Here is a 25,419-nt window from a genome sequence, read left to right on the forward strand (position 1 = left end):
GCGTTGAGTGTGATCGCCGACCGGACCCTCCTGTCCGCTTGCGGCCAACGCACAGCCGGGAGAGTCTTGGCCCATGGCGGGCCGTCCTGAGCGCCATCGCAGCGGAGGCACCTCCGGTGCAGTCGTCCCATGCGTGCCTTTCGATCCGATGGTTCACAAGGACGTAACCGGCCATCGGCACGAATGGATAACGGCACGGCGAAACCCCGTTCCCAGGAGTGTCTACGCGCGTTAATGTGCGCCGAACTCAGCACCCACTGCGGGGCTTGGAGAATGGGGACTTCACGATGCGTCGGATTTCCAAACTGACCCGTGTCGCGGTGGGGGTCGCGTCGATCGCGCTCGCTGCCACGGCGTGTGGCGGTACCAGCAGTGACAGCGGCAGCGACAGCGACGCCAGCGGCGACACCAAGGGTCTCGCCATCGCGTACGACATCGGCGGCAAGGGCGACCAGTCCTTCAACGACGCCGCGTACGCGGGACTCCAGAAGGCCCAGAAGGAGTTCGGCTACAAGACCGCCGACATCGAGCCCACCGAGGGCGAGACGGACGCCGACAAGGAGCAGCGCCTCGCCTCCCTGGCGAAGCAGGGCTACAACCCGGTGATCGGCGTCGGCTTCGCCTACGGTCCCGCGATGGAGGCCGTGGCCAAGAAGTACCCGAAGACCACCTTCGGCATCGTCGACTCGGTGGTCGAGGGCGACAACGTCGCCTCCCTCGTCTTCGCCGAGGAGCAGGCCTCGTACCTGGCCGGCGTCGCCGCGGCCAAGGCCACCAAGACGAACACGGTCGGCTTCGTGGGCGGCGTGGACATCCCGCTGATCCACAAGTTCGAGGCTGGTTACAAGCAGGGCGTCCAGGACACCAGCGGCGGCAAGGTCAAGGTCGTCTCGCAGTACCTGACCCAGACCGCCGAGGAGGGCGGCTTCTCCAGCCCCGACAAGGGCAAGGCCGCCGCCGAGGGCCAGATCGAGAAGAAGGCCGACGTCGTCTACCAGGCGGCCGGTCTGTCCGGCCAGGGCGTCATCGAGGCCGCCGCGAAGGCCAAGGTCTGGGCGATCGGCGTCGACTCCGACCAGTACCAGCAGGCGGCTCTCGCCAACTACAAGAGCTACATCCTCACCTCCGCCCTCAAGGACGTCGGCGGCGCGGTCTACGCGCTGGCCAAGTCCGTCGAGGACGACAAGCCGCTGACCGGCACCCAGACCTTCGACCTGAAGGTCAACGGCGTCGGCCTGTCCGAGTCCAACCCGGAGTTCGCCAAGATCGCGGGTCTCTCCGACGCCGTGGCGAAGGCCAAGGCGGGCATCATCGACGGCTCCATCAAGGTCAAGACCGAGTAGTAGCGGTCGTACACACACAGAGCGGGCGGGCATCCGGGGGGTGCCCGCCCGCTTCGTCGTACCCGGACATCCGTGGACGTTGGTCAAGGCCTCGCGTGGACTTGGCCACGGGCGGATAACAAGGTGGACAGAAGGGGTTTTCAGGCAGGTCTACGCGCGTTAATCTGCGGCGAAAGCCCAGCGCCGTAGCTGTGAACCTGTATCTGTGAAGCAGTACCTGTGAAGCAGTACCCGTCCCGGCGCTCGTACGACAGGAGCATCGACACATGCGCCGGATTTCCCGGATCACGGTCGCAGGCGCAGCGACCGCCTCTCTGGCCCTCGCGCTCTCCGCCTGCGGCGGCACCTCGACCTCGGCCTCGTCCGAGTCGAAGGACGCCAACAAGGGGCTCGCCATCGCGTACGACGTCGGCGGCAAGGGCGACCAGTCCTTCAACGACGCCGCGTACGCGGGTCTGGAGCAGGCGAAGAAGGAGTTCGGGTACGACACCCAGGACGTCGAGCCCACCGAGGGCGAGACGGACGCCGACAAGGAGCAGCGACTGGTGTCGCTGGCCAAGCAGGGCTACAACCCGGTCATCGGTGTCGGCTACGCGTACGCCGCCGCCGTGAAGGGTGCCGCGGAGAAGTTCCCCGACACCACCTTCGGCATCGTGGACGACTCCACGGTCGAGTCGAAGAACGTGGCCGACCTGGTCTTCTCCGAGGAGCAGGCGTCCTACCTCGCCGGTGTCGCCGCCGCCAAGAGCACCAAGACGAACACGGTCGGCTTCGTGGGCGGCGTGGACATCCCGCTGATCCACAAGTTCCAGGCCGGCTTCGAGCAGGGCGTCAAGGACACCGACTCGAAGGTCAAGGTCCTCTCCCAGTACCTCACGCAGACCGCGGAGGAGGGCGGCTTCTCCAGCCCGGACAAGGGCAAGTCGGCCGCCGAGGGCCAGATCGAGAAGAAGGCCGACGTCGTCTACGCGGCCGCCGGTCTGTCCGGCCAGGGTGTCATCGAGGCCGCCGCCGCCAACAAGGTGTGGGCGATCGGTGTCGACTCGGACCAGTACAAGCAGGCAGCCCTCGCCAAGTACAAGGACTCCATCCTGACCTCGGCGATGAAGGACGTCGCCAAGGCGGTGTACAACCTGGCGCAGTCGGTCGAGGGCGGTAAGCCGGAGACCGGTATCGTTCGTGGCGATCTGAAGACCGGCGAGGTGAGCCTGTCGAACTCCAACCCGAAGTTCGCGGACAACACCGAGCTGCAGGACGCCATCAAGACGGCCAAGGAGAAGATCATCAGCGGCGAGATCAAGGTCAAGTCCAGCTGATTGCAGCGGGAGGTGTCTCATGGATCAGGTCGGCTACGGGTGACGGCTCGCTTGTAGCCAACCCGAGCGGGGTCTGGTGCGCAGATGTGCGTGCCAGGGCCCGCGACGCCGACAGGATCCATGAGACACCTCCCAAAACCCTGAGCAGCGGTAACCCCGGGGTTACGTCCGCTCAACGGGGTACGGGGAGGCTTTCCAAGGGCTTTCCCCGTACCCCGTTGTCCGCGGTGCGTCGGCCCCTTTCAGGCCATAGGGGCGCTACGCGCGTAGACGACCCCCGTCCCCAGGAGAGTGCGCCATCAACGCGTCCAGCAGCCCTCCGGCCGGAGCGGCGGTCAACGGTCAGGTGACCGCCGTCCAGCTCGCCGGGATCACCAAGCGGTTCCCGGGCGTCGTGGCCAACCACGACATCCACCTCACCGTCCGCAAGGGCACCGTCCACGCCCTCGTCGGCGAGAACGGCGCCGGCAAGTCGACGTTGATGAAGATCCTCTACGGCATGCAGAAGCCGGACGAGGGCACCATCGCGATCGACGGCGAGCAGGTGAGCTTCTCCTCGCCGGCCGACGCCATCGTGCGCGGCATCGGCATGGTGCACCAGCACTTCATGCTCGCCGACAACCTCACCGTCCTGGAGAACGTCGTCCTGGGCAGCGAGAAGCTGTACGGCATCGGCGCCAAGGCCCGCCGCAAGATCAAGGAGATCTCCGAGCGCTACGGCCTCGGCGTGCAGCCCGACCGCCTCGTCGAGGAGCTCGGTGTCGCCGCCCGCCAGCGCGTGGAGATCCTCAAGGTCCTCTACCGCGGCGCCACCACGCTGATCCTCGACGAGCCGACGGCCGTCCTGGTGCCGCAGGAGGTCGACGCGCTCTTCGACAACCTGCGCGAGCTGAAGGCCGAGGGCCTGTCGGTCATCTTCATCTCCCACAAGCTGGGCGAGGTGCTGTCCGTCGCCGACGAGATCACCGTCATCCGCCGTGGTACGACCGTCGGTACCGCCGTTCCCGCCGAGACCACCCCGCGTCAGCTCGCCGAGATGATGGTCGGCAGCGAGCTGCCCACGCCGGAGACGGCCGAGTCCACGGTCACCGACCGCCCGGTCATCACCGTCGACAAGCTGCGCCTGGAGGCGGCCGGCGGCAAGGCCCTGCTGGACGACATCACCTTCACCATCCACGCGGGCGAGGTCCTGGGCATCGCCGGCGTCGAGGGCAACGGCCAGACCGAGCTGGTCGACGCGCTCATCGGCCTCAAGCACGCCGACTCCGGCACGATCACGATGATCGACGAGGAGATCACCGGCTGGACCACCCGCAAGCGCCGCGAGCAGGGCGTCGGCTACATCCCCGAGGACCGCCACCGCCACGGCCTGCTCCTGGAGGCCCCCCTCTGGGAGAACCGCATCCTCGGCCACGTCACCGAGAAGCCCCTCGCCAAGGGCGTATGGCTCGACCCGAAGGCCGCGCAGGCGGACACGCGCCGCATCGTCGAGGCGTACGACGTCCGCACCCCCGGCATCGACGTCACCGCCGCCTCCCTGTCCGGCGGCAACCAGCAGAAGCTGATCGTCGGCCGCGAGATGAGCCACAAGCCGCGCTTCCTCATCGCCGCGCACCCCACCCGCGGTGTGGACGTCGGCGCGCAGGCCGCGATCTGGGACCACATCCGCGAGGCCCGCCGCGAGGGCCTGGCCGTGCTGCTGATCTCCGCCGACCTGGACGAGCTGATCGGCCTGTCCGACACCCTCCGCGTGATCTACAACGGCAAGCTGGTCGCCGACGCCGACCCGGCCACCATCACGCCGGAGGAGCTCGGCTCGGCCATGACCGGTGCCGCGACCGGCCACCTGGAACACGACGAGAGTGCCGAGCCCGGCGCAGACACCCCCGAGATCCGTAAGTCTCCCGAGGCTCCGGAAGACGAGGCCCGCTGATGAAGAAGTTCGACAAGGAGCGCGTGCTCCTCGCGGTGGCCGGACCGGTCATCGCGCTCGCCGTGGCCTTCGTGCTCAGCGCGATCGTGCTGATCGCCTCGGGCAAGAGCCCGATCGAGCCGTACACCCTGATGTTCGAGCAGGCCTCGTTCTCCGACATCCAGGTCCTGATCATCAACCAGGCCTCGATGTACTACATCGCGGCCCTCGCGGTGGCCATCGGCTTCCGGATGAACCTGTTCAACATCGGTGTCGACGGCCAGTACCAGCTCGCCGCCATGATGGCCGCCATCGTCGGCGCCCACGCGAACCTGCCGGCGGCTCTGCAGATCCCGCTGCTGATCCTCACCGCGGTCTGCACCGGCGCCTTCTGGTCCGGCATCGCCGGTGTCCTCAAGGTCACCCGCGGTGTCAGCGAGGTCGTCGCCACGATCATGCTGAACGCGATCGCCACGTCGGTCATCGCCTACCTGTGGCTGCCGAACGTCTTCGGCGTCAAGGTCGGCAACAACAACACCACCGGCGAGATGCACGAGTCCGGCTGGGTCCCCGGCATCGACATGGGCGACGCGGGCGAGATCTACGGCCTGGTCTTCCTCGCCGTGCTGCTCGGTATCGCCTACTGGGTCGTCCTCAACCGCACCCGCTTCGGCTTCGACCTGCGCGCCTCCGGCGCCTCGGAGTCGGCCGCCGCGGCCAGCGGTGTCGACCCCAAGCGCATGGTGCTCACCGCCATGCTGCTCTCCGGCGGCATCGCGGGCCTCGCCGGTCTGCCGATCCTGCTCGGCGACACCCACACGTACAGCCTGAACTTCCCCACCGGCATCGGCTTCCTCGGTATCGGCATCGCCCTGCTCGGCCGTAACAGCCCGGTCGGCATCGCGTTTGCCGCCCTGCTGTGGGCCTGGCTCGACAAGGCGTCGCCCGAGCTGGACTTCCACGACTACGACAAGGAGATCGCGGTCATCATGCAGGGCCTGATCGTGCTCTCCGTCGTCGTCTCCTACGAGGCCGTACGCGAGTGGGGCCTGCGCCGCCAGCAGCGCCGGGTCGGCGCGGAACTCGCCGCCGGCCACGTGCTCGGCGCCGACAACAACACGAAGGAGGTGGCTGGCCGATGACCACCGCCACCGACGTCAACCAGCCCACGCTGCAGCCCGCCGCGCCGACCGGGCGCCGCCTGTCGTGGCCCGTCCTGCTGCTGGTCATCGCCGGCGCCCTGGCGCTGACCTCGATCGTCCGCATCATCACAGGCGCCGACGGCATCACCAACGTCAGCCAGATGTCCACCGCCCTCCAGCTCGCCGTGCCGATCGGCCTCGCCGGTCTCGGCGGTCTGTGGGCCGAGCGCGCGGGCGTCGTCAACATCGGCCTCGAAGGCATGATGATCCTCGGCACCTGGTTCGGCGCCTGGGCCGGCTTCCAGTGGGGCCCGTGGACCGGTGTCCTGGTCGGCATCCTCGGCGGCGCGCTCGGCGGTCTGCTGCACGCCTTCGTCACCGTCACCTTCAACGTGAACCACATCGTCTCCGGTGTGGCGATCAACATCCTCGCCCTCGGCGCCACCCGCTACCTCGCGCCCCTCGCCTTCGAGGGCCACGCGGGCGGCTCCGCCAAGCAGTCCCCGGCGGTGGAGTCCCTCGGCAACTTCACGGTGCCGGGCCTGTCCGACGGGCTCAGGGACCTCAACAACCAGGGCTGGTTCTTCATCTCGGACATCGCCGGCCTCCTCGGCGGCCTGGTCACCAACGTGTCCTGGCTGACCGTGATCGCCGTGGCGCTGATCCCCGCCACCTGGTGGATCCTGTGGCGCACCGCCTTCGGTCTGCGCCTGCGCTCCTGCGGTGAGAACCCGGTCGCGGCCGAGTCCCTCGGCGTGAACGTCTACAAGTACAAGTACATCGCCGTGGTCATCTCCGGCGGCCTGGCGGGCCTCGGTGGCGTGTTCCTCTCCATCGTGGCCAACCCCTTCTATCTGGAGGGCCAGGTCAGCGGCCGCGGTTACATCGGTCTCGCCGCGATGATCTTCGGTAACTGGATGCCGGGCGGTCTCGCCCTCGGCGCCGGCCTGTTCGGCTACACCGACAGCCTCAACCTGCGCGGCGGCTCGCAGAACGTCCACGCACTGCTGCTGCTCGGTGCGCTCCTGCTGATCATCGGCGCCATCTGGCTCGTGATCACCAAGAAGTACGCCTCGTCGATGATCACCGCCGTCATCGGCGCCCTGGTCTTCGCCTGGTACGCCACCACCAACGAGGTCCCGAACCAGGTCGTCTCCGCCACGCCGTACGTCATCACGCTCATCGTCCTCACCCTGTCCGCGCAACGCCTGCGGATGCCCAAGGCGGACGGCCTGCCGTACCGGAAGGGCCAGGGCAAGTGACCCCGGCCGCCTCCCACGACGTCGACTGGGACAAGCTGCGCGCGGCGGCCCGGGACGCCATGTCCCGCGCCTACGCCCCGTACTCCGGCTACCCGGTCGGCGTCGCGGCCCTGGTCGACGACGGCCGTACGATCACCGGCTGCAACGTCGAGAACGCGTCGTACGGTCTCGCCCTGTGCGCCGAGTGCGGGCTGGTCTCGGAGCTGCAGAACTCGGGGGGCGGCAGGCTGACGCACTTCACCTGCGTCGACGGCAAGGGCGACGTCCTTGTCCCGTGCGGACGCTGCCGTCAGCTGCTGTACGAGTTCGGCGGCTCGGATCTGCTGCTGGAGACCCCGGCGGGGATCCTGCCGCTCTCGCAGATGCTGCCCCAGGCCTTCGGGCCGGGCCACCTCAGCAAGTAACTCCCGTGCGGCCCTTCCGAGTTGCTCCCGCGAGCCGCTCGGAGGGGCCGCGCCGTTTCAAGAATGTTCGGCCGGAAGGAAAGACGTGGCCATGGACGTAATCTCTGTCATCCGCACCAAGCGGGACCGCGGTGAGCTCAGCGACGAGCAGATCGACTGGGTCATCGACGCGTACACCCGCGGGGAGGTCGCCGACGAGCAGATGTCCGCGCTCGCCATGGCGATCCTGCTCAACGGCATGAACCGCCGCGAGATCGCCCGCTGGACCGCCGCGATGATCGCCTCCGGCGAGCGCATGGACTTCTCGTCCCTGTCCCGCCCGACGGCCGACAAGCACTCCACGGGCGGCGTCGGCGACAAGATCACCCTCCCGCTGGCGCCCCTGGTCGCGGCCTGCGGCGCGGCCGTCCCCCAGCTGTCCGGCCGGGGCCTCGGCCACACGGGCGGCACGCTGGACAAGCTGGAGTCGATCCCGGGCTGGCGCGCGCTCCTGTCGAACGAGGAGATGCTCTCCGTGCTGGACGGCACCGGCGCGGTGATCTGCGCGGCGGGCGACGGACTGGCCCCCGCGGACAAGAAGCTGTACGCGCTCCGGGACGTGACCGGCACGGTCGAGGCGATCCCCCTGATCGCCTCCTCGATCATGTCGAAGAAGATCGCGGAGGGCACCGGCTCCCTGGTCCTGGACGTGAAGGTCGGCACGGGCGCCTTCATGAAGACGATCGAGGACGCGCGTGAGCTGGCGTCCACGATGGTGGGCCTCGGCACCGACCACGGCGTGAAGACGGTCGCGCTCCTCACGGACATGTCCACCCCGCTCGGCCTCACCGCGGGCAACGCCCTGGAGGTCCGCGAGTCGGTGGAGGTCCTGGCGGGCGGCGGCCCCGCGGACGTCGTGGAGCTGACCATCGCCCTGGCCCGCGAAATGCTGGACGCCGCCGGAGTGAAGGACGCCGACCCCGCGAAGGCCCTGGCCGACGGCTCGGCGATGGACGTCTGGCGGCGCATGATCGCGGCCCAGGGCGGCGACCCGGACGCGGAGCTGCCGGTGGCCCGCGAGCAGCACGTCATCAAGGCCCCGTCCTCCGGCGTCCTCACCCGCCTCGACGCCTACGACATCGGCGTCGGCGCCTGGCGTCTGGGCGCCGGGCGCGCCCGCAAGGAGGACCCGGTGCAGGCGGGCGCGGGCATCGAACTGCACGCCAAGCCCGGCGACACGGTCACCGAGGGCCAGCCCCTGCTGACCCTGCACACGGACACGCCGGAGCGGTTCGAGTACGCGCTGCAGGCGGTGGAGGGTTCCTACGACATCGCGGCGGCGGGCACGGAATTCACGGCCTCGCCGGTGGTGCTGGAGCGCATCGCCTGAGGCGAGTCGGTGCGTATCGCCCGAGGCGAGTGAACGTGCGACGGGCCGGGGCCTTCGGGTCCCGGCCCGTCGTGCTTGCCCGGCTCCGGCCCGGCTCAGCCCAGGAGCGCGGCGATGACCACCAAAACCGGCACCGAAATCACCGTCGACAGCAGGATCGAGTCCCGCGCCAGCCGTTCGCCGACGCGGTAACTGGACGCGTAGGTGAACAGGTTCTGCGCGGCGGGCAGGGCCGACGTCACCACCACGTCCAGCAGTTGAGCGCCCCGCAGCCCGAACACCCCCACCGCCAGTGCCCACGCCACCGCCGGCTGGCCCACCGACTTCAGCGCGACCGAGAGAAACACCGGATGCCGGTCCGGGCCCCGGCCCGGCATCGTGCTGCCGCACAGGGAGATGCCGAAGGCCAGCAGGACCGCCGGGACCGACATCCCGCCGATCAGGGTCAGCGGGTCCAGGACGGGCGCCGGGACCTTCACCCCCGCCGCCGACACCGCGACGCCCGCCAGTGAGCCGACCGCGATCGGGTTGCGCAACGGTGTCAGGAGCCGACGCCACAGCGGGCCCTTCGCGCCCTTGCCGGACAGGTCGAGGACGGTCAGGGCGATGGGGGTCACGCCGACCAGCTGGAAGAGCAGGACCGGCGCCACGAGCGAGGCGTCGCCCAGGACGTACACCGCGATGGGGATGCCGAGGTTGCCGGAGTTGACGTAGCTGGAGCACAGGGCGCCGATCGTCGTACGGCCCACGCCCCAGCCCCGTATGACGCCGACCGCGACGAAGACTCCGGCCACGGCGGCCGTGCTCAGCGCCGTGACCAGCAGTCGGCTGGAGAAGATCACCGAGAGGTCGGTCTGCGCGAGCGTGGTGAACAGCAGGGCCGGGGACGCCACGTGGAAGGCCAGCTTGGTGAGGACCTCACGGCCCTGGTCGCCGAGGTAACCGCGCCGGCCGATCACATAGCCCACCCCGATGACGACCGCGATCACCGCGAACCCGGTCAACACCCCCTGCACGGCACCTCCTTGGCAGGGATGGAGACGCAGGGTATTCGGGGACGCGCTGATACGTGGGACATGCAGCTAACCCTCCGGGGAAGGAGGGGAGCGGGTCAACGTGATCTCGGTCGGCGGACACCGCACGGGCCGTGAGCAGCGGAAATCGCCGACCGGCGCCCGGCCCGATGAGTTCTGTCCCCCCGCCCGGTCTACCGATCGTGGACGCCATGACACCCGCTGTACTCGTACTGGCCGGCCCCGTCACCCGCGACGAGGTTGCGGGACTGTGTGACCAGGTGCAAGGGCGGCTTGAGGCCAGTGGGGTGGGGGTGCTGGTGTGCGATGTCGGTGGGCTCGGGCCGCCGGGGCTCGGCGTCGTGGATCTGCTGGCGCGTCTGCAGCTGGCCGCGCGGCGGGCCGGAGGGCGCATCCGGCTGCGGGACGCGGACCCCGCGCTACACGCCCTCCTCGACCTTGTCGGGCTCCGCTTCGAGGCGGAGGGGCAGCCCGAACAGCGGGAACCAGCGCTGGGTGTCGAGGAAGCAGTGGAACCCGGTGATCCGCCCGTCTGAGAGCTCCAGGACCTGGACCGCCCAGGGGATGAAGCCGCCCTTCTCCGGATCCGGTTTGTACTGCGCGAACCCCGGCAGCCCGTTGACCCGGACGGGCACCAGACGCGAGCCCGCGCACGGGGCGCCGAGCGTCGTCATGAAGCCGGTGATGTCCCCGACGCCGGTCAGCCACAGGTCGAACGGCGGCATCGTCATGATGGCGTCCTCGTGCAGCAGGGCCGTGAGCGTCGTCATGTCGTAGCCCTCGAAGGCCGCGACATACCGCTCCAGGAGCTTTTGCTGCTCCTCGTCCAGCGGGTCGGAGACGGTCGCCTCGGCTCCCGGCTGCTCCCGCTCGGCGAGCGTCGCGCGGGCCCGCTGCAGCGCGCTGTTGACCGACGCGACCGTGGTGCCGAGCAGCTCGGCGACCTCGCTCGCCTTCCAGGCCAGCACCTCGCGCAGGATCAGCACCGCCCGCTGCTTGGGCGGCAGTTGCTGCAGGGCGGCCATGAAGGCGAGCCGCACCGACTCCTTGGCGACGGCCGCCTCGGCCGGGTCGTCGGTCGTGGGCAGCACCCGGCTGTCCGGCATGGGCTCCAGCCAGGTGTTGTCCGGCCGGGGCGAGAGCGCCGCCTGGGCGAGCGGTGTCGACTCCGTCAGGTCCATCGGCCGGGCCCGCTTGTTGCCGGCGGTCAGCATGTCCAGGCACACGTTCGTCGCGATGCGGTACAGCCACGACCGGAGGCTGGAGCGGCCCTCGAACTTGTCGTAACTCCGCCACGCGCGGACCATCGTGTCCTGCACCGCGTCCTCGGCCTCGAAGGACGAGCCGAGCATGCGGTAGCAGTACCCGGTCAGTTCGACGCGGTGTTTCTCCAGTCTGACGTCCAGGTCCGTTGTCGTCGTCGCCGTGCCGTCGCTCATCGTCCACCCACCCCTGTGGCCGTAACCCGTGGTGCGCCTCGTCGCGCCCACCCTTCGGAAGCTACCGCAGCCCACTGACAATGGCCCCCGGAGTGGACAAAGGCGCAGGTCGAATGCCCTGCCGACGACACGCCGCCGGGGCGCACCCCTGGTGGGAGTGCGCCCCGGCGATGTGGTTCTCCGGTAGGGCGGGCTCAGCCGAGCGGAACGCCGTTCACCGGCAGGCCCTGGAGGGGCAGACCCTGGGTGGGCAGAGCCGTGGTCAGGCCCTGCACCGGCAGACCGCCGAGCAGCCCGGCGACACCGGTCGGGGCACCCGCCAGCGCCTCCTGGGCAGCCGGCTGCGCGGCGGCCACGCCGGTGGTGGCCGCCTCCTGGCCCTGGGCCAGCCCCGAGGTGGCGGCCGGGGTGGCCTGGGCCGCGAGGTTCTCGGCCGGCAGCGTCTGGGCAACGCCCAGCGCCGTGCCCACGGCGTCCGGGGCGGCCGGCGCGGCGTTCGCGGCGCCGGCACCGGCGGCGGCGAAGGCGGCACCGAGAGCGGCGACACCGAGGGTCTTGGCAGCAGACTGCTTCATGAAATGCGTCCTCGAAATTCGTTACGGGGTTGTGAGCGGTTCTCGACCGTAAACACGCCCCGCATGCCACCGCAAACATCGAAATGAGGACGGATTGTGAATGGCGTTCGCATGCCGTGCACGGGAAGGGTCGCCGGTCACTCGCCTTCGGTGGCAGAGTCGCTGGTAGACGTGGTCTGCCGGAACAGCCACTCGGACTTCAGTTCGGCATATCCGGGCTTGATCACGTCATTGATCATGGCGAGGCGTTCATCGAAAGGAATGAACGATGATTTCATCGCATTGACGGAGAACCACTGCATGTCATCGAGCGTGTAACCGAATGCATCGACAAGATGCTCGAATTCCCGGCTCATGCTGGTGTGGGACATCAGGCGGTTGTCGGTGTTCACGGTGGCGCGGAAGTGCAGGCGGCGCAGCAGGCCGATGGGGTGGGCGGCGTAGGAGTCGGCGGCGCCCGTCTGGAGGTTGGAGCTCGGGCACAGCTCCAGCGGGATGCGCTTGTCCCGTACGTAGGAGGCGAGCCGGCCGAGCTTCACCGAGCCGTCGGCGTGCACCTGGATGTCGTCGATGATGCGCACCCCGTGTCCGAGCCGGTCGGCGCCGCACCACTGCAGGGCCTGCCAGATGGACGGCAGGCCGAAGGCCTCGCCCGCGTGGATGGTGAAGTGGTTGTTCTCGCGCTTGAGGTACTCGAAGGCGTCGAGATGCCGGGTGGGCGGGTGGCCGGCCTCGGCGCCCGCGATGTCGAAGCCGACGACGCCCAGGTCGCGGTAGCGGTTGGCGAGTTCGGCGATCTCCAGTGAGCGGGCGGCGTGCCGCATGGCGGTGAGCAGGGCTCCCACGCGGATGCGGTGGCCGTTCTCCCGCGCGATCCGCTCGCCCTCCCGGAAGCCCTCGTTGACGGCCTCGACGACCTCTTCGAGGCTGAGTCCGCCTTCCAGGTGCTGTTCGGGCGCGTACCGCACCTCGGCGTAGACGACGCCGTCCTCGGCGAGGTCCTCGGCGCACTCCCGCGCCACCCGGACGAGGGATTCGCGGGTCTGCATCACGCCGACCGTGTGGGAGAAGGTCTCCAGATACCGCTCCAGTGAGCCGGAGTCGGCGGCGGCGTGGAACCAGACGCCGAGTTTGGCCGGGTCGGTCTCGGGGAGCTGGGTGTAGCCCGACTCGCGGGCGAGCTCGACGATCGTGCCGGGGCGGAGCCCGCCGTCGAGGTGGTCGTGCAGCAGAACCTTCGGCGCCCGGCGGATCTGGTCCGAGCTCGGGGTGGTCGCCTTCTGGGCAGTCTCGCTCGTCATTTTCGCACTGTAACGCCTACGCGCGTAGAGGGAGCGTTTCATCGCCCGTCCGGTTTTGCGCTTTACGCATCCGTCGATACGTAACGGTGACCCCACAGACGGGTCGCGTACACCCGCACTTCTGACACTGTTCTGTCATGGCACAACAAGCGACGCCGGTTCGCAGGGCCCGGCTGGGCAGGGCGATCGGGCCGGAGCCGACAGCGGTGAGCGGGGTGGTGCTCCTGCTTCCCGGTGGTGACGAAGTCTCACATCGCAGACCGGCGACGTTGTTGGCGACCTCGTACGTACGGTCGTTGGGGCGCCGTCTGGCGCGGGCGGGGCGCGGGGAGGGGCTCGCCGCGCATGTCGTCCACTACCGCTTCCGCGGGTGGAACGGCAGCGCCGCGAACCAGGCCAGCGACGCGTTGTGGGCCGCGGACGAGGTCGTACGGCGCTATGGGGACGTCCCGGTGTGTCTCGCCGGCGTGGACATGGGCGGACGGGCGGCCCTGCACGCGGCGGGTCATGAGGCCGTCAACTCCGTGCTCGCGGTGGCACCTTGGCTGCCGGAGGAGGATGTGGCGGCCTCGCCCGAACCGGTGAAGCAGCTCGGCGGGCGGCGGGTGCTGATCGTGCACGGCACGAATGACGAGCGGACCGATCCCGAGTTGTCGTTCCGGCTGGCGGCGCGGGCGAAGAAGGCGAATCGGGATGTGTGCCGGTTCGAAGTGCATGCCGATGGACATGGGTTGCATCAGTACCGGGATGAAGTCCTCGCGCTGGCCGAGGACTTCGTCATGGGGGTGTTGTTCGGGAAGGGGTTTTCCCGGCCGGTCGCCGATGCGTTTGCGGCTCCGCCTCCTTTGGGGCTTCGGATGCCGTTGGCCTCCGGCTTCGGGCGGAGACGGTAGCGCCGTTGGGGTTGAGATCGTCTTCGGGGTGCGGGTTGTGTGTGGTTGCTCGCGCAGTTCCCCGCGCCCCTTGGGGCGTTGCCCTCAGGTGGGCAACAGGTTGCCCCTTCTTGAGAGCAGGAACTTCTTGAAGGCTGCCACTGGCGGGGTGTCCGGGCGGTCCGCCAGCCAGGCCACGCCGATTTCGCGGGCCGCTCGTGGGGCCGTGACCGTCAGTTCCGCCACTCCCGGGCGGGGTACCGCCGGTGGAGGGAGGAGGGCGACCCCCAAGCCCGCCGCCACCAGGCCCCTCAGGGTTTCCGCCTCCTCGCCCTCGAAGGCGATACGGGGCCTGAAGCCCGCCTCCTTGCACAGGTCGTCGGTGATGCGGCGGAGGCCGTAGCCGGGCTCAAGGGTCACGAAGATCTCGTCCGCCGCCTCGGCCAGGCGGATGCGTTTGCGGGTGGCCAGGTTGTGGTCGGCGGGGACGACCAGGCGGAGTTTTTGTTCGTCGAGGCGGCGGGCCACCAGGTCGGGGGCGTCCGGCACCGGGGAGGTCAGGCACAGGTCTAGTTCGCCGGCCCGCAGTCGCTCGATCATCGCCTCGCCGTAGTTCTGGACGAGGCTGAAGCGGATGCGCGGGTGGTTGGCGCGGAACGCGTGCAGGAGGCCGGGGACGGTTTCCGCGCCCATGGTGTGGAGGAAGCCGAAGGCGACCTTGCCGGTGGCCGGGTCGGCGTCGGCGCGGACCTCGTCGGCGGCGCGCCGGATCTCGGCGAGGGCGCGTTCGGCCGAGGCGAGGAAGGTGCGGCCGGCGGGGGTCAGGGAGACCGTACGGCTGTGACGGGTGAACAGGTCGACGCCCAGGTCCTGTTCCAGGCGCACCATGGCACGGGACAGCGTGGACTGCGGGACCTGCATCTCCTGGGCGGCCCGGGTGACGTGCTCGGTGCGGGCGACGCCGGCGAAGTACGCGAGGCGGGGCGCCAGCAACATCGTCATGTCTTCTGTGTCACTGGATGGTGACAGTCGAGCCTGTGAGCTGGGTTGATGCGTCATGGGAACGATTATGGCGAATCCATGCATTGGACGGATGAGTATGCGTGTACGTAGCTTCGAAGCATGTCTCCCGCCAGTACCGGGGCGTCCACCATCGTGGGCGCCGCACCCGCTGTCCCTGTCGTCGACTCCCGTATGGCCCCGGGCGGCCCCGGCTACCGCCGGATGAGCTTCGCCCTCTTCCTCGCCGGTGTCGCGACCTTCGCCCTTCTGTACTCCACGCAGGCCCTTCTGCCGCTGATCTCCGGTGACTTCGGGGTGGCGGCGAGCGAGGCGAGCTGGACGGTGGCGGCGGCGACGGGCGGTCTGGCGCTGTTCGTGCTGCCCATGAGCGCGCTGTCGGAGCGCTACGGACGCCGCTCGGTCATGACGGCGTCCCTGGCGGTCGCGGTGGTGGTCGGACTCCTCGTCCCCTTCGCGCCGAACCTGACCGCCCTGGTCCTGCTGCGGGCGGTGCAGGGCGCCGCGCTGGCCGGGCTGCCGGCCTCGGCCACGGCGTATCTCGCCGAGGAGGTCCGGCCGAAGGCGCTGGTCACGGCGATCGGGCTGTTCGTCGCGGGCAACAGCGTCGGCGGCATGAGCGGGCGCGTGATCACCGGCTGGGTCGCCCAGGAATGGGGCTGGCGCGTCGCGCTCGGCGTGATCGGCGTGATCGCGGTGGCGTGCGCGGTCGCCTTCCGGCTGCTGCTTCCGGCGCCGCGCCACTTCAAGCCGGGCTCGCTGCGGCCTCGGGTGCTGATCCGGACGGTGCGTGACCACCTGTCCAACCCGCTGCTCTGCCGGCTGTACGCGATCGGCGCGCTGTTCATGACCGTCTTCGGCGGGGTGTACACGGTGATCGGCTACCGCCTGACGGAGGCGCCGTTCTCGCTGCCCCAGGGCGTCATCGGCTCGATCTTCCTGGTGTACCTGGTCGGCACGGTGTCGGCGTCGACGGCGGGACGGCTGGTGGGCCGCCTTGGCCGCCGAGGCGCGCTGTACGCCGGGGGCGCGACCACGGCCGTGGGTCTGCTGCTGTCCCTCGCGGGCTCGCTGCCGCTGGTCCTGCTGGGCCTGGTCCTGATCACCGGTGGCTTCTTCGCGGGCCACGCGGTGGCGTCCTCGGCGGTCAGCAAGACGGCCACGAGCGGGCGCGCCCAGGCCTCGGCGCTGTACCAGTCCGCCTACTACATCGGCTCCAGCGCGGGCAGCACCGTGGGCGCCTTCGCCTTCCACGCGGGCGGCTGGGGCGGGACCGTCGGGGTCGGTCTGCTGGCGGTGCTCGGCGTCGTGACGATCACGGTGTTCGGGACGCGGGCGGCACGGCTGCAGCGGGCGCGGCTGGCGACTGCTGCCTGAGTCTGTTTCCCGGGTTCTCTCTACCGGGTTTCTTGTACCTGACGTGTGTGCGCCCCGGCCGCTGAGGCGGTCCGGGGCGCACGCATTGTGCGGAGGCCAGGCTGTTTGCGCGGTTACCAGGCTGCGCGTGCCTTGTTCGCCTTGTCCTCAGAGGGGAGCAGGAGCCAGAGGGCTATGTAGAGCAGGAACTGCGGGCCCGGGAGCAGGCAGGAGACCAGGAAGATCACGCGCATCGTCGTCGCGGAGGTGCCGAAGCGTCGCGCCAGCGCGGCGCACACTCCGCCGATCATGCGGCCGTGGGTGGGTCGGGCGAGCGCGGTCATGGTGGGCTCCTTCGCGAGCGTGGGCCTCAGGCCCCCTGTGGGCCTTCCGAGTGGTTGCCTCATCTGACATCCACGCTAGGGCGACGAAGGGGGCAAAGCGTCGCTCTACGGGGCTATCCCGACCCTGGGAATCGTCGGGGTCAGACCCTGAGAGGGCTCCTCCTGGGGGACCGTCGTCCGCTGTGCGCGCCGGGACCTGCGGCGGAGCCGGGCGCGGGCGGCGGGGACGATCGCCGCGTGTGCGAGGGCCACGCCGACCGTGTTCAGCAGCAGCGAGTCGATGTCCACGACCTGGCCCGGGACGCCGGTCTGGAGGAGCTCGATGCCCAGGGAGATCAGGGCGCCGGCGGCGACCGTGCGGACCAGGGAGCCGAGGGGGGAGACGTGGAGTCTGCCGTGTGCGGTGGGGATGAGGACGCCCAGCGGGGCGAGCAGGGCGAGGCCCTCGATGAGGTGGCGGGCGGCCTGCTGCCAGCCCAGGGCGAGGTCGGCTCTTATCCCGGCGAACGGTCGCAGGTTGGCCGGCATGACCCAGGGGACGTCCAGGGGGCGCAGCGTGAGCCAGGCGACGAACGCGAGGTGTGCGACCAGGAGGACACCCCCCGTCGCACGGATGCGGATCGCGGCGCTGCCGCCGATGGAGCCTTGACGCTGCACGCCCCCCTAGACGCGCCCCCCGGCGGGATCGGTTCCGGGACACGCCGGGGTGGGGTGAGGCGTCCGCCACATGTGCCTCCGGCGGTTGGGCTGGGATGCCTGCGGCGGCCTGTGCTCGTTCGGTGGTGCGGACCCGGAGGATTTCGCCCCCGCCGCCCCTACCCGTCCCGTCCTTCTGGGGCTCCGCCCCAGACCCCGCTCCTCAAACGCCGGAGGGGCTGTCTTTAGCCCGTCCGGCGTTTGAGGACGAGGCCCTTTCGGGGCCGAAGCGGGGGTCTGGGGGCGGCAGCCCCCAGTGGGGCCCGCGCCGACGCCGGGTGACTCCTGGCCGACAGGGCGTCAGCCGACCGATACCTCGCTCGCCGGAGGCTCCTTGGTGCCGGGGCGCGTGCGGACCTCGTCCGTGCACTCGTAGCGGAGCGGAGCCGCGGTGGTCGGGCCGCCCAGGATCACCGAGCCGTCGCCCTCGGCCGCCGTCGAGTCCGAGAAGGTGCAGACGATCTGGGCGAGGGCGTACGAGGTGAGGTCGCCCGGCGGGGTACTCAGGCGCAGTGTCTCGTCGGGGTCGCCGCGGCGGGGGCCGCTCACGCTCATGGCACCGCGGACGTCCGTGGTGTAGCCGGCCTCCTTCTCGTCGGCCGACGGAGTTGCCTCCAGCTCGTCGAGAAGGCCCTGGGCCACCAGTACGCGGCGCTCGGAGTCCGCCGTGCCGTCCGGGACCCGTACGGTCCGCTCCACGGCCACCAGTTGCGAGCCGCACAGCAGGAACACCTGGACCGGAAGGCCGCGCGAGGCCTGCGTCGAGACGTCCGGCTCGGAGAGCGAGCAGTGCACGCGCGAGGGGGCCGGGCCGAAGTCGGTCGGTACCTCCGTGGACCGTATGCCGCAACCGGCCAGGACCGCTGCGGAGAGGGCGCACAGCGTCAGCAGGCGGGCGACCCGCGCCCGTCGGCCGTCGCGGCGAGCTGGAACGCCCGCAGAGTCGCGCACGTTCATCAGACGTCCCCCTTCTTCGAGTTCTTCGCGCCGTCGGCGTCCTTGCCGTTGCTCCCGTTACTCCCGTTGCCGTTCGTCTGCTCGGCCAGCTCCGAGGCGTCCCGGGGCAGCCGCAGGGTGAACACCGCACCGCCCTCGGGGGAGTTGGCGGCGGTGATCTCGCCGCCGTGGATGTGGGCGTTCTCCAGGGCGATGGACAGACCGAGGCCGCTGCCCTCGGAGCGGGGGCGGGAGGCGCTGGCCTTGTAGAACCGGTCGAAGACGTGCGGGAGGACGTCCTCGGGGATGCCGGGGCCGTGGTCCCGGACCTCGATGACGACGGAGTCGTCCGCCGCACGGACCGCGACGCGTACCGGCGAGCCGCCGTGCTTGAGCGCGTTGCCGATGAGGTTGGCCAGGATGACGTCCAGGCGGCGCGGGTCCAGGCGGGCCATGATGCCGCGATCGGCGTCCAGGTCGACCGCGTCCAGCCAGGCGCGGGCGTCGATGCAGGCGGTGATCTGGTCGACGACGTCGACGTAGTCCACGACCAGCCGGGCCGTGCCCGCGTCGAAGCGGGTGACCTCCATGAGGTTCTCGACCAGGTCGTTCAGGCGGCGGGTCTCGCTGACGACCAGGCGCACGGCGGGTTCGATCATCGGGTCCATCGACCCGGTCTCCGCCTCCAGCTCCTCCTCCAGCACCTCGGTCACGGCGGTGATCGCCGTCAGGGGCGTACGGAGTTCGTGGGACATGTCCGCGACGAAGCGGCGGGAGGCGTCGTCGCGCGAGGCCATGTCGGCGAGCCGCTTCTCCAGCGCCTCGGCGGCGTTGTTGAACGTCCGGGAGAGGTCCGCCAGTTCGTCCGTGCCGGAGACGCGCAGGCGGGTGTCCAGCTTGCCCTCGCCGAGGCGGCGGGCGGCGACTCCGAGGCGCTGCACGGGCTTCAGTACGGTCGTGGCGGCGGCCTGCGCGAGCAGCGCGGAGCCGATCAGGGCGAGGCCCGTGGCGATACCGAGCGACCAGGCCAGGGAGTTGAGGTCCTTGGCCTCCTGCTCAAGGGACTTGAGCATGTAGCCGGTCGGGCCGCCGCCGTTCACCCGCGTACCGGCGATCAGGTACGGCGTGTCGTCCTCCACGATCCGCTGCCAGTACAGGTGGTACTCCGACTTCCCGCCGGAGTCGGTCTGCTTCTCGTTCACCGCCGTACGCAGCGACTTGGGCACGTCCGTGAGAGTGAAGCCGTCCAGACCGCCGGAGCTGCTGTAGACCGGCTTGCCGGCGGCGTCCTGGGCGACCAGCAGGACGGAGAAGCGCTGGCTGCTGTTGGCCATCTGACCGGCGGTGTGCTGCAGTTCGTCCTGCGTCGGCTCCTGCGGCAGCAGGCCCGCGCGGTTCTGCATCTCCTGCTCGAAGTCGCGCAGCACCGCGTCCTGCGTGCGCCTGAGCACCGCCTCGCGGTTGAGCCAGTAGGCGATGCCGGACGCGGACACGGCGGCGGTGAGCGCCACCAGTCCGAAGACCACGACGAGCCGTAGTCGCAGGCTGGTGAAACGCAGCCTTGACCACACTCCCTTGCGAGCCGCGACCCAGCCGCGGAAATCCCCTTGCACGTCCGTCACTGAGGCGCGTCCAGGCGGTACCCGACACCACGGACCGTGCGGATGAGGGTGGGGGAGGACGGTACGTCCTCGACCTTCGCGCGCAGGCGCTGGACGCAGGCGTCCACGAGGCGCGAGTCGCCGAGGTAGTCGTGCTCCCAGACCAGACGCAGCAGCTGCTGGCGGGACAGGGCCTGGCCCGGGCGGCGCGACAGTTCGAGCAGCAGGCGCAGCTCCGTCGGGGTGAGCTGGAGGTCCTCGCCGTTCTTCGTCACGGTCATCGCGGCGCGGTCGATGACCACGCTGCCGTAGGTCGCGGCGTCGTTCGACTCCCGCTCCCCGCGTCGCAGGACGGCCCGGATCCGGGCGTCGAGGACGCGTCCCTGCACGGGTTTGACGACGTAGTCGTCGGCGCCGGACTCCAGTCCGACCACGATGTCGATGTCGTCGCTGCGCGCGGTCAGCAGGATGATCGGCAGCTGGTCGGTGCGCCGGATACGGCGGCACACCTCGAAGCCGTCGATACCGGGCAGCATCACATCCAGCACGATCAGGTCCGGCCGCTGCTCACGCAGCAGTTTCAGACCGTCCTCGCCGGTGGCAGCGGTGGCCACCCGGTGTCCCTGGCGCGTCAGTGAGAGCTCCAGGGCCGTACGGATGGCGTCGTCGTCCTCGATCAGCAACAGGGAAGGCACGGGGGTCATTCTGGCCCATGCGGGGCGCTGTTTCGACACCTGTACGAGCTGTACGGCTACGCGCACGTAGCGCTGTTGTCTGTGCCGGTGCTGTCGCACGCCTGGCAGCCACCTCTGTCACAGGGCCCTGTGACAGGTCTGTGACAGTCGGCGGACACGGCCATGAAGGTGCCCGGGCAAGCTTCTCGGCACAGGCAAGAGAGCAAGTCGCAACACAGCAAGCCGCACCAGGCAGAACACCGGAAGTCCACGACGGGGGGCGCGAGATGAACACGCTGCACGGCACCAGCAACAGCGCAGTGATCACGCGTCTGCACGACGTGAACGGGGGCCGGGGTTCCGAGAAGTCCGGTGCCGTGAGCGGGCGGGGGTGCGCTCGCGGCGCCGGACGTCAGCACACCGCGTACATGACGGTGGTTGACGGTTTCACGGGGGAACCGCACGGGGGAACCGCGTACAGGGAGGACTCGGGGGAGCAGCGCCGCTCGCTGTCGGAGGCGGAGTTCACCGCCTACGTCCAGGAGCGCCGCGCCTCCCTGTACGCAACCGCCTACCACCTGACCGGTGACCGCTTCGAGGCCGAGGACCTGCTCCAGAGCGCGCTGTTCTCGACGTACAAGGCCTGGGACCGGATCAGCGACAAGGCCGCGGTCGGCGGATACCTCCGCCGCACCATGACGAACCTGCACATCAGCGCGTGGCGCCGCCGCAAGCTGAACGAGTACCCGACCGAGGAACTGCCGGAGACGCCCGGCGACACGGACGCGATGCGCGGCACCGAACTGCGCGCCGTCCTGTGGCAGGCGCTCGCCCGGCTCCCCGAGCTCCAGCGCACGATGCTGGTCCTTCGCTACTACGAGGGCCGCACCGACCCGGAGATCGCGGAGATCCTCGACATCAGTGTCGGCACGGTGAAGTCCAGCATCTGGCGGTCGCTCCGCCGGCTGCGCGAGGACGAGGTCCTCAGCTTCGGCCGTGACGAGGAGGACGCCTTCGGGGAGCTCGTCGCCTGAAGGTCCGGGGGGACGCTCCGGGGGGAGCGGTAACGGGAGAGCGGTAGTAAGTGGGGGGACCCACGGGGGCCGGGGGGGCCCACGGGGGACCAACCGGGGGGGAACACGGGGGATGCTCCCACGGGGGAAACGGGGGAGCACGACGAGAGCGGGGCTGGAGGGCCGGGGGGTCCATCCAGTCCCGTTCTTGTTGTGTGCTCAGCGGACCTTCATGAGCGTCGCCTCGGCAGGCGTGTCGCCTACGGCGATGGCGACGGCCGGGTCCGTCCCCTCGACCGCGTACGCGGTGATCCTGCCCTCGGGGACGCTGACCCCCGGATCGTTCGGGGTGTCGTCGCACTCCGGGATCGTGGCGGTGCCCAGCCTCTCCCCGACGGTGAAGTCGATGTTCGCGACACCCTCATAGGAGCGGCCCCCGTACGTCACCATGTGCGCGCAGGACGCCTCGGCCGCACCGCCCGACTCCGTCGTAGTACAGCCGACAGCCGCCGAGAGGAGCAGGGCCGGCACGATCAGCCGTCGGCCGGCCCGTTGCGCAGTGGTCATCGGCTTCCTTTCCGCGGGACCGTTTTTTTCCGGTCCAACGACGGAGCGGGCACCGTCTTCGTTCAGCTGGCCGCAGTCGCCGCCGGGCAGCGCCCCGCCGCGGCGGCGGTGAGGCGGCCCAGGGCCTCGTCCCGGTCGCAGGCGTGGGCGCCGAGGGCCGTCTGGCGGGCGATGATCGACCGCTCCAGGCGCATCAGGCGCCAGCCGCGGCGGACCAGGAAGGGCACCGACTTGCGGCCTTCCCGCAGGTCGCGCAGGAAGCGGCGGCGGAACGTCTTCACCGGGCCGCGGCTCAGGCACAGCGCGTCGGCCAGCACGCCGATTTCCCGGCAGCGGGTCACGATCTCAGCCGCGAAGATGCCCTCCGCGATGAACAGGGGGGTCCGCCCGATCTCGACGCTCTCCTCGCCGGTGCGGGCGCTGAGCGAGATGTCGTACAGCGGAACGTTCGTACGGCCCGTGCGGCACAGTTCCACGATCGCCGCCACGGCCGTGTCGGCGTCCCACGAGTCGGGGTGGTCCCAGTCGATGTCGGAACTCCCGGTGACCTGCGGCAGAGTCGGGTCGTCGCCCTCTTTGTAGAAGTCGTCGAGCCGCAGTACCGGAAGACCGGAGCGGGCCGCGAGCAGGGACTTGCCGGAGCCGGAGGGGCCGCAGAGCAGCACGACTCGCGTCGGTATGGGCGATGGGGAACTCACGGGACACCAGTGTGCGGCATGTTCCGGTCAGGGGACGACCCCGCGTACCGAGTTTGCAGTGCGCGTCACACCTCGACTACATCTCGCGTTCACCTGGGCACCCTGCGCAGCAGACGGTTCACGGCAGAGAGCCGCACCTCCCCCGGACGGAGGGGAAGCGCGGCTCTCCGGTCTCAGTGCCCGCCGGTTCTCAGTACGACGAGCCCGACGCGCCCAGCGAACCCGTCGGGTGCCAGACCGTCTTGGTCTCCAGGAACGCCGTCATACGGTCGATGCCCGGCGTCGTCGACCAGTCGGCCTCGTCCACAGGCTGTGGACGCAGGACGCGCTTGAGGTTGTCCGCCGCGGCGATCTCCAGCTCCTTCGCCAGGACGTCGTCGGCGCCCGCGAGGTCGATCGCGTTGACGTCCTGGTGCGCGGCGAGCGGCGTCGCGATCTCCGCCGTACGGCCGGACAGGACGTTGACCACGCCGCCGGGGAGGTCCGAGGTGGCCAGGACCTCGCCGAGGGACAGGGCGGGCAGCGGGGACTTCTCCGACGCCACCACGATCGCCGTGTTGCCCGTGGCGATCACCGGGGCCACCACCGACACCAGGCCCAGGAACGACGACTCCTGCGGGGCCAGGACGGCCACCACGCCCGTCGGCTCGGGGGAGGAGAGGTTGAAGTACGGGCCCGCGACCGGGTTTCCGCCGCCGACCACCTGGGCGATCTTGTCGGTCCAGCCCGCGTACCAGACCCAGCGGTCGATCGCCGCGTCGACCTGCGCCGCCGCCTTCGACTTCGACAGGCCCTCGGCGTCGGCGACCTCGCGGACGTACTGCTCGCGCCGGCCCTCCAGCATCTCGGCGATGCGGTAGAGGATCTGACCGCGGTTGTACGCCGTGGCTCCCGACCAGCCACCGAACGCCTTGCGGGCGGCGACCACCGCGTCACGGGCGTCCTTGCGGGACGAAAGCGGTACGTTCGCCAGCCAGTTGCCCTTCGAGTCGCTCACCTCGTACACCCGGCCGCTCTCGGAACGCGGGAACTTCCCGCCCACGTACAGCTTGTAGGTCTTGAAGACGGAGAGCCGCTCGGCGCGCTCGGTCTTGTCGTTCTTCTCAGACATCGAGGTACGCCTCCAGGCCGTGGCGACCGCCCTCGCGGCCGAAGCCCGACTCCTTGTAGCCGCCGAACGGCGAGGTCGGGTCGAACTTGTTGAACGTGTTGGACCAGACGACGCCCGCGCGGAGCTTGCCCGCAACGGCCAGGATCCGCGAGCCCTTCTCGGTCCAGATGCCCGCCGACAGGCCGTACTGCGTGTTGTTGGCCTTGGCGACGGCCTCGTCCGGCGTACGGAAGGTCAGGACCGACAGCACCGGGCCGAAGATCTCGTCGCGGGCGATCCGGTGCGCCTGGGTGACGTTCGTGAAGAGCGTCGGGGCGAACCAGTAGCCGGAGGTCGGGATCTCGCAGGCCGGCGACCAGCGCTCGGCGCCCTCCGCCTCGCCCTGCTCGACGAGCGAGGTGATGCGGGAGAGCTGCTCCTCGGAGTTGATCGCGCCGATGTCGGTGTTCTTGTCCAGCGGGTCGCCGAGGCGGAGCGTGGACAGACGGCGCTTGAGGGAGTCCAGCAGCTCGTCCTGGATCGACTCCTGGACCAGCAGCCGGCTGCCGGCGCAGCAGACCTGCCCCTGGTTGAAGAAGATGCCGTTGACGATCCCCTCCACCGCCTGGTCGATCGGGGCGTCGTCGAAGACGATGTTGGCGCCTTTACCGCCCAGCTCCAGGGTGAGCTTCTTGCGGCTGCCGGCGACGGTCCGGGCGATCTCCTTGCCGACGGCCGTGGAGCCCGTGAAGGCGACCTTGTTCACGTCCGGGTGCGCGACGACCGCGGCGCCCGCGTCGCCGTACCCGGGAAGGATGTTGACGACGCCCTTGGGCAGGCCCGCCTGGCGGCAGATGTCCGCGAAGAAGAGCGCGGAGAGGGGGGTCGTCTCGGCGGGCTTGAGCACCACCGTGTTGCCGGTGGCCAGCGCCGGGGCGATCTTCCACGCCAGCATCAGCAGCGGGAAGTTCCACGGGATGACCTGGCCCGCGACGCCCAGCGGACGCGGGTCGGCACCGAAGCCGGCGTGGTCGAGCTTGTCGGCCCAGCCCGCGTAGTAGAAGAAGTGCGCGGCGACCAGGGGGAGGTCGGCGTCGCGGGTCTCCTTGATCGGCTTGCCGTTGTCCAGGGTTTCGAGAACGGCGAGCTCACGGGCCCGCTCCTGGATGATCCGGGCGATGCGGAACAGGTACTTCGCACGCTCGGAGCCGGGCAGCGCCGACCACTTCACGAACGCCTTGCGGGCGGCCTTCACCGCACGGTCCACGTCCGCCTCGCCGGCCTGGGCGATCTCGGAGAGGACCTCCTCGGTGGACGGCGAGACGGTCTTGAAGACCTTGCCGTCGGCCGCCTCCACGAACTCGCCGTCGATGAACAGGCCGTAGGAGGGCGCGATGTCGACGATCGAGCGGGACTCGGGGGCCGGCGCGTATTCGAATACCGAAGCCATGGTGA

At 70.0% G+C, this 25,419-nt stretch carries 25 protein-coding genes; 11 read left to right on the forward strand and 14 right to left on the reverse strand.

The genetic code is table 11. The features are described 5' to 3' along the window. The first annotated feature begins 287 nt into the window (after positions 1–287). The 7 genes from ACIA8X_RS24910 (at position 288) to ACIA8X_RS24940 (ending at position 8,748) form a co-directional block, all read left to right on the forward strand. On the forward strand, positions 288–1,343 hold the full coding sequence (locus ACIA8X_RS24910) for a BMP family protein (RefSeq protein ID WP_393453816.1): 1,056 nt from the start codon (positions 288–290) through the stop codon (positions 1,341–1,343). A 266-nt stretch (positions 1,344–1,609) separates the two neighbouring features. Then, the gene (locus ACIA8X_RS24915; RefSeq protein WP_393453819.1) at positions 1,610–2,659 is read left to right on the forward strand and encodes a BMP family protein; all 1,050 of its coding nucleotides are present in this window, start codon (positions 1,610–1,612) and stop codon (positions 2,657–2,659) included. Positions 2,660–3,005: 346 nt separating this feature from the next. Continuing rightward, a complete protein-coding gene (locus tag ACIA8X_RS24920) occupies positions 3,006–4,592 on the forward strand; it encodes an ABC transporter ATP-binding protein (RefSeq protein ID WP_393453822.1) in 1,587 nt (528 codons plus the stop codon). Next, positions 4,592–5,713, forward strand: a complete 1,122-nt coding sequence (locus ACIA8X_RS24925; protein ID WP_393453825.1) for an ABC transporter permease — start codon at positions 4,592–4,594, stop codon at positions 5,711–5,713. Before ACIA8X_RS24920 ends, ACIA8X_RS24925 begins: the two co-directional genes overlap by 1 nt. Next, positions 5,710–6,975, forward strand: a complete 1,266-nt coding sequence (locus tag ACIA8X_RS24930) for an ABC transporter permease (RefSeq protein WP_393453828.1) — start codon at positions 5,710–5,712, stop codon at positions 6,973–6,975. The genes ACIA8X_RS24925 and ACIA8X_RS24930 overlap by 4 nt, the downstream gene beginning before the upstream one ends. Beyond that, positions 6,972–7,379 (forward strand): cytidine deaminase, encoded by a 408-nt coding sequence (locus tag ACIA8X_RS24935; protein WP_393453831.1) that lies wholly within the window; start codon positions 6,972–6,974, stop codon positions 7,377–7,379. Before ACIA8X_RS24930 ends, ACIA8X_RS24935 begins: the two co-directional genes overlap by 4 nt. A 91-nt stretch (positions 7,380–7,470) precedes the next feature. Continuing rightward, complete coding sequence (locus ACIA8X_RS24940) at positions 7,471–8,748, forward strand: thymidine phosphorylase (protein ID WP_393453834.1); 1,278 nt, start codon at positions 7,471–7,473, stop codon at positions 8,746–8,748. A gap of 95 nt (positions 8,749–8,843) precedes the next feature. Here the strand turns inward: ACIA8X_RS24940 and ACIA8X_RS24945 are convergent, their stop codons facing one another. Further along, positions 8,844–9,764 (reverse strand): AEC family transporter, encoded by a 921-nt coding sequence (locus tag ACIA8X_RS24945; RefSeq protein ID WP_399459132.1) that lies wholly within the window; start codon positions 9,762–9,764, stop codon positions 8,844–8,846. Between the two features lie 167 nt (positions 9,765–9,931). Between ACIA8X_RS24945 and ACIA8X_RS24950 the strand changes: the two genes are divergently transcribed. Next, positions 9,932–10,318 carry an STAS domain-containing protein gene (locus tag ACIA8X_RS24950; RefSeq protein WP_399459133.1) on the forward strand — a complete coding sequence of 129 codons (387 nt, stop codon included), beginning with the start codon at positions 9,932–9,934 and terminating at the stop codon, positions 10,316–10,318. Here the strand turns inward: ACIA8X_RS24950 and ACIA8X_RS24955 are convergent. From ACIA8X_RS24955 to ACIA8X_RS24965, 3 genes are all read right to left on the reverse strand, one after another. Beyond that, positions 10,202–11,221 carry a sigma-70 family RNA polymerase sigma factor gene (locus tag ACIA8X_RS24955; protein ID WP_399459134.1) on the reverse strand — a complete coding sequence of 340 codons (1,020 nt, stop codon included), beginning with the start codon at positions 11,219–11,221 and terminating at the stop codon, positions 10,202–10,204. The two genes, ACIA8X_RS24950 and ACIA8X_RS24955, sit on opposite strands and share 117 nt — an antisense overlap. Before the next feature lie 194 nt (positions 11,222–11,415). Beyond that, the gene (locus ACIA8X_RS24960; RefSeq protein ID WP_393453846.1) at positions 11,416–11,796 is read right to left on the reverse strand and encodes an ATP-binding protein; all 381 of its coding nucleotides are present in this window, start codon (positions 11,794–11,796) and stop codon (positions 11,416–11,418) included. A gap of 137 nt (positions 11,797–11,933) precedes the next feature. Then, entirely contained in the window at positions 11,934–13,097 is a 1,164-nt protein-coding gene (locus ACIA8X_RS24965) for an adenosine deaminase (RefSeq protein WP_399459135.1), read from the reverse strand. A gap of 137 nt (positions 13,098–13,234) precedes the next feature. Here ACIA8X_RS24965 and ACIA8X_RS24970 point away from each other — a divergent pair, with 137 nt between their 5' ends. After that, positions 13,235–13,990 (forward strand): alpha/beta hydrolase, encoded by a 756-nt coding sequence (locus ACIA8X_RS24970; protein WP_399459136.1) that lies wholly within the window; start codon positions 13,235–13,237, stop codon positions 13,988–13,990. 84 nt (positions 13,991–14,074) lie between these two features. Here ACIA8X_RS24970 and ACIA8X_RS24975 read toward each other — a convergent pair whose 3' ends face one another. Continuing rightward, positions 14,075–15,028 carry a LysR substrate-binding domain-containing protein gene (locus ACIA8X_RS24975; RefSeq protein ID WP_393453854.1) on the reverse strand — a complete coding sequence of 318 codons (954 nt, stop codon included), beginning with the start codon at positions 15,026–15,028 and terminating at the stop codon, positions 14,075–14,077. A gap of 63 nt (positions 15,029–15,091) precedes the next feature. Here ACIA8X_RS24975 and ACIA8X_RS24980 point away from each other — a divergent pair, with 63 nt between their 5' ends. Continuing rightward, positions 15,092–16,366 (forward strand): MFS transporter, encoded by a 1,275-nt coding sequence (locus tag ACIA8X_RS24980; protein ID WP_393453857.1) that lies wholly within the window; start codon positions 15,092–15,094, stop codon positions 16,364–16,366. A 113-nt stretch (positions 16,367–16,479) separates the two neighbouring features. On the opposite strand, the gene ACIA8X_RS24985 is transcribed toward ACIA8X_RS24980, so the two are convergent. The 5 genes from ACIA8X_RS24985 to afsQ1 all read right to left on the reverse strand — a co-directional run bounded on the left by ACIA8X_RS24985 (position 16,480) and on the right by afsQ1 (position 20,617). Then, positions 16,480–16,689, reverse strand: a complete 210-nt coding sequence (locus ACIA8X_RS24985; RefSeq protein WP_393453860.1) for a PspC domain-containing protein — start codon at positions 16,687–16,689, stop codon at positions 16,480–16,482. Positions 16,690–16,794: 105 nt separating this feature from the next. Then, positions 16,795–17,346, reverse strand: coding sequence for a VanZ family protein (locus ACIA8X_RS24990; RefSeq protein ID WP_393453863.1), 552 nt, complete (start codon positions 17,344–17,346; stop codon positions 16,795–16,797). 339 nt (positions 17,347–17,685) lie between these two features. Further along, on the reverse strand, positions 17,686–18,342 hold the full coding sequence (locus ACIA8X_RS24995; RefSeq protein WP_399459137.1) for a hypothetical protein: 657 nt from the start codon (positions 18,340–18,342) through the stop codon (positions 17,686–17,688). After that, complete coding sequence (locus ACIA8X_RS25000) at positions 18,342–19,943, reverse strand: ATP-binding protein (RefSeq protein ID WP_399459138.1); 1,602 nt, start codon at positions 19,941–19,943, stop codon at positions 18,342–18,344. Before ACIA8X_RS25000 ends, ACIA8X_RS24995 begins: the two co-directional genes overlap by 1 nt. After that, positions 19,940–20,617 (reverse strand): two-component system response regulator AfsQ1, encoded by a 678-nt coding sequence (gene afsQ1 / locus ACIA8X_RS25005; protein ID WP_093905482.1) that lies wholly within the window; start codon positions 20,615–20,617, stop codon positions 19,940–19,942. The genes ACIA8X_RS25000 and afsQ1 overlap by 4 nt, the downstream gene beginning before the upstream one ends. Positions 20,618–20,883: 266 nt before the next feature. On the opposite strand from afsQ1, the gene ACIA8X_RS25010 reads away from it, so the two are divergent. Then, positions 20,884–21,630: a SigE family RNA polymerase sigma factor gene (locus ACIA8X_RS25010; protein ID WP_393453873.1), complete on the forward strand. Its 747-nt coding sequence runs from the start codon at positions 20,884–20,886 to the stop codon at positions 21,628–21,630. 198 nt (positions 21,631–21,828) lie between these two features. Here the strand turns inward: ACIA8X_RS25010 and ACIA8X_RS25015 are convergent, their stop codons facing one another. From ACIA8X_RS25015 to ACIA8X_RS25030, 4 genes are all read right to left on the reverse strand, one after another. Next, the gene (locus ACIA8X_RS25015) at positions 21,829–22,176 is read right to left on the reverse strand and encodes a DUF6281 family protein (RefSeq protein WP_399459139.1); all 348 of its coding nucleotides are present in this window, start codon (positions 22,174–22,176) and stop codon (positions 21,829–21,831) included. A 62-nt stretch (positions 22,177–22,238) separates the two neighbouring features. Then, positions 22,239–22,874, reverse strand: coding sequence for a uridine kinase (locus tag ACIA8X_RS25020; RefSeq protein ID WP_399459140.1), 636 nt, complete (start codon positions 22,872–22,874; stop codon positions 22,239–22,241). Between the two features lie 190 nt (positions 22,875–23,064). Next, positions 23,065–23,985 (reverse strand): aldehyde dehydrogenase family protein, encoded by a 921-nt coding sequence (locus ACIA8X_RS25025; protein WP_399459142.1) that lies wholly within the window; start codon positions 23,983–23,985, stop codon positions 23,065–23,067. Beyond that, on the reverse strand, positions 23,978–25,414 hold the full coding sequence (locus ACIA8X_RS25030; RefSeq protein WP_393453885.1) for an aldehyde dehydrogenase family protein: 1,437 nt from the start codon (positions 25,412–25,414) through the stop codon (positions 23,978–23,980). Before ACIA8X_RS25030 ends, ACIA8X_RS25025 begins: the two co-directional genes overlap by 8 nt. Between the last annotated feature and the right edge of the window lie 5 nt (positions 25,415–25,419).

It is taken from the genome of Streptomyces sp. NPDC051738, assembly GCF_044453205.1.
Taxonomy (GTDB): Bacteria; Actinomycetota; Actinomycetes; order Streptomycetales; family Streptomycetaceae; genus Streptomyces.

What these genes read in the sequence shown, in the direction of transcription:
- ACIA8X_RS24910 (WP_393453816.1), top strand. Translation starts at nt 288, where the DNA reads ATGCGTCGGATTTCCAAACTGACCCGTGTCGCGGTGGGGGTCGCGTCG.
- ACIA8X_RS24970 (WP_399459136.1), top strand. Translation starts at nt 13,235, where the DNA reads ATGGCACAACAAGCGACGCCGGTTCGCAGGGCCCGGCTGGGCAGGGCG.
- ACIA8X_RS25030 (WP_393453885.1), bottom strand. Translation starts at nt 25,414, where the DNA reads ATGGCTTCGGTATTCGAATACGCGCCGGCCCCCGAGTCCCGCTCGATC.
- ACIA8X_RS24925 (WP_393453825.1), top strand. Translation starts at nt 4,592, where the DNA reads ATGAAGAAGTTCGACAAGGAGCGCGTGCTCCTCGCGGTGGCCGGACCG.
- ACIA8X_RS24995 (WP_399459137.1), bottom strand. Translation starts at nt 18,342, where the DNA reads ATGAACGTGCGCGACTCTGCGGGCGTTCCAGCTCGCCGCGACGGCCGA.
- ACIA8X_RS24915 (WP_393453819.1), top strand. Translation starts at nt 1,610, where the DNA reads ATGCGCCGGATTTCCCGGATCACGGTCGCAGGCGCAGCGACCGCCTCT.
- ACIA8X_RS24980 (WP_393453857.1), top strand. Translation starts at nt 15,092, where the DNA reads ATGTCTCCCGCCAGTACCGGGGCGTCCACCATCGTGGGCGCCGCACCC.
- ACIA8X_RS24930 (WP_393453828.1), top strand. Translation starts at nt 5,710, where the DNA reads ATGACCACCGCCACCGACGTCAACCAGCCCACGCTGCAGCCCGCCGCG.
- ACIA8X_RS24965 (WP_399459135.1), bottom strand. Translation starts at nt 13,097, where the DNA reads ATGACGAGCGAGACTGCCCAGAAGGCGACCACCCCGAGCTCGGACCAG.
- ACIA8X_RS25015 (WP_399459139.1), bottom strand. Translation starts at nt 22,176, where the DNA reads ATGACCACTGCGCAACGGGCCGGCCGACGGCTGATCGTGCCGGCCCTG.
- ACIA8X_RS24940 (WP_393453834.1), top strand. Translation starts at nt 7,471, where the DNA reads ATGGACGTAATCTCTGTCATCCGCACCAAGCGGGACCGCGGTGAGCTC.
- ACIA8X_RS24955 (WP_399459134.1), bottom strand. Translation starts at nt 11,221, where the DNA reads ATGAGCGACGGCACGGCGACGACGACAACGGACCTGGACGTCAGACTG.
- ACIA8X_RS24960 (WP_393453846.1), bottom strand. Translation starts at nt 11,796, where the DNA reads ATGAAGCAGTCTGCTGCCAAGACCCTCGGTGTCGCCGCTCTCGGTGCC.
- ACIA8X_RS24950 (WP_399459133.1), top strand. Translation starts at nt 9,932, where the DNA reads ATGAGTTCTGTCCCCCCGCCCGGTCTACCGATCGTGGACGCCATGACA.
- ACIA8X_RS25025 (WP_399459142.1), bottom strand. Translation starts at nt 23,985, where the DNA reads ATGTCTGAGAAGAACGACAAGACCGAGCGCGCCGAGCGGCTCTCCGTC.
- ACIA8X_RS24975 (WP_393453854.1), bottom strand. Translation starts at nt 15,028, where the DNA reads ATGACGCATCAACCCAGCTCACAGGCTCGACTGTCACCATCCAGTGAC.
- ACIA8X_RS24985 (WP_393453860.1), bottom strand. Translation starts at nt 16,689, where the DNA reads ATGACCGCGCTCGCCCGACCCACCCACGGCCGCATGATCGGCGGAGTG.
- ACIA8X_RS25010 (WP_393453873.1), top strand. Translation starts at nt 20,884, where the DNA reads ATGAACACGCTGCACGGCACCAGCAACAGCGCAGTGATCACGCGTCTG.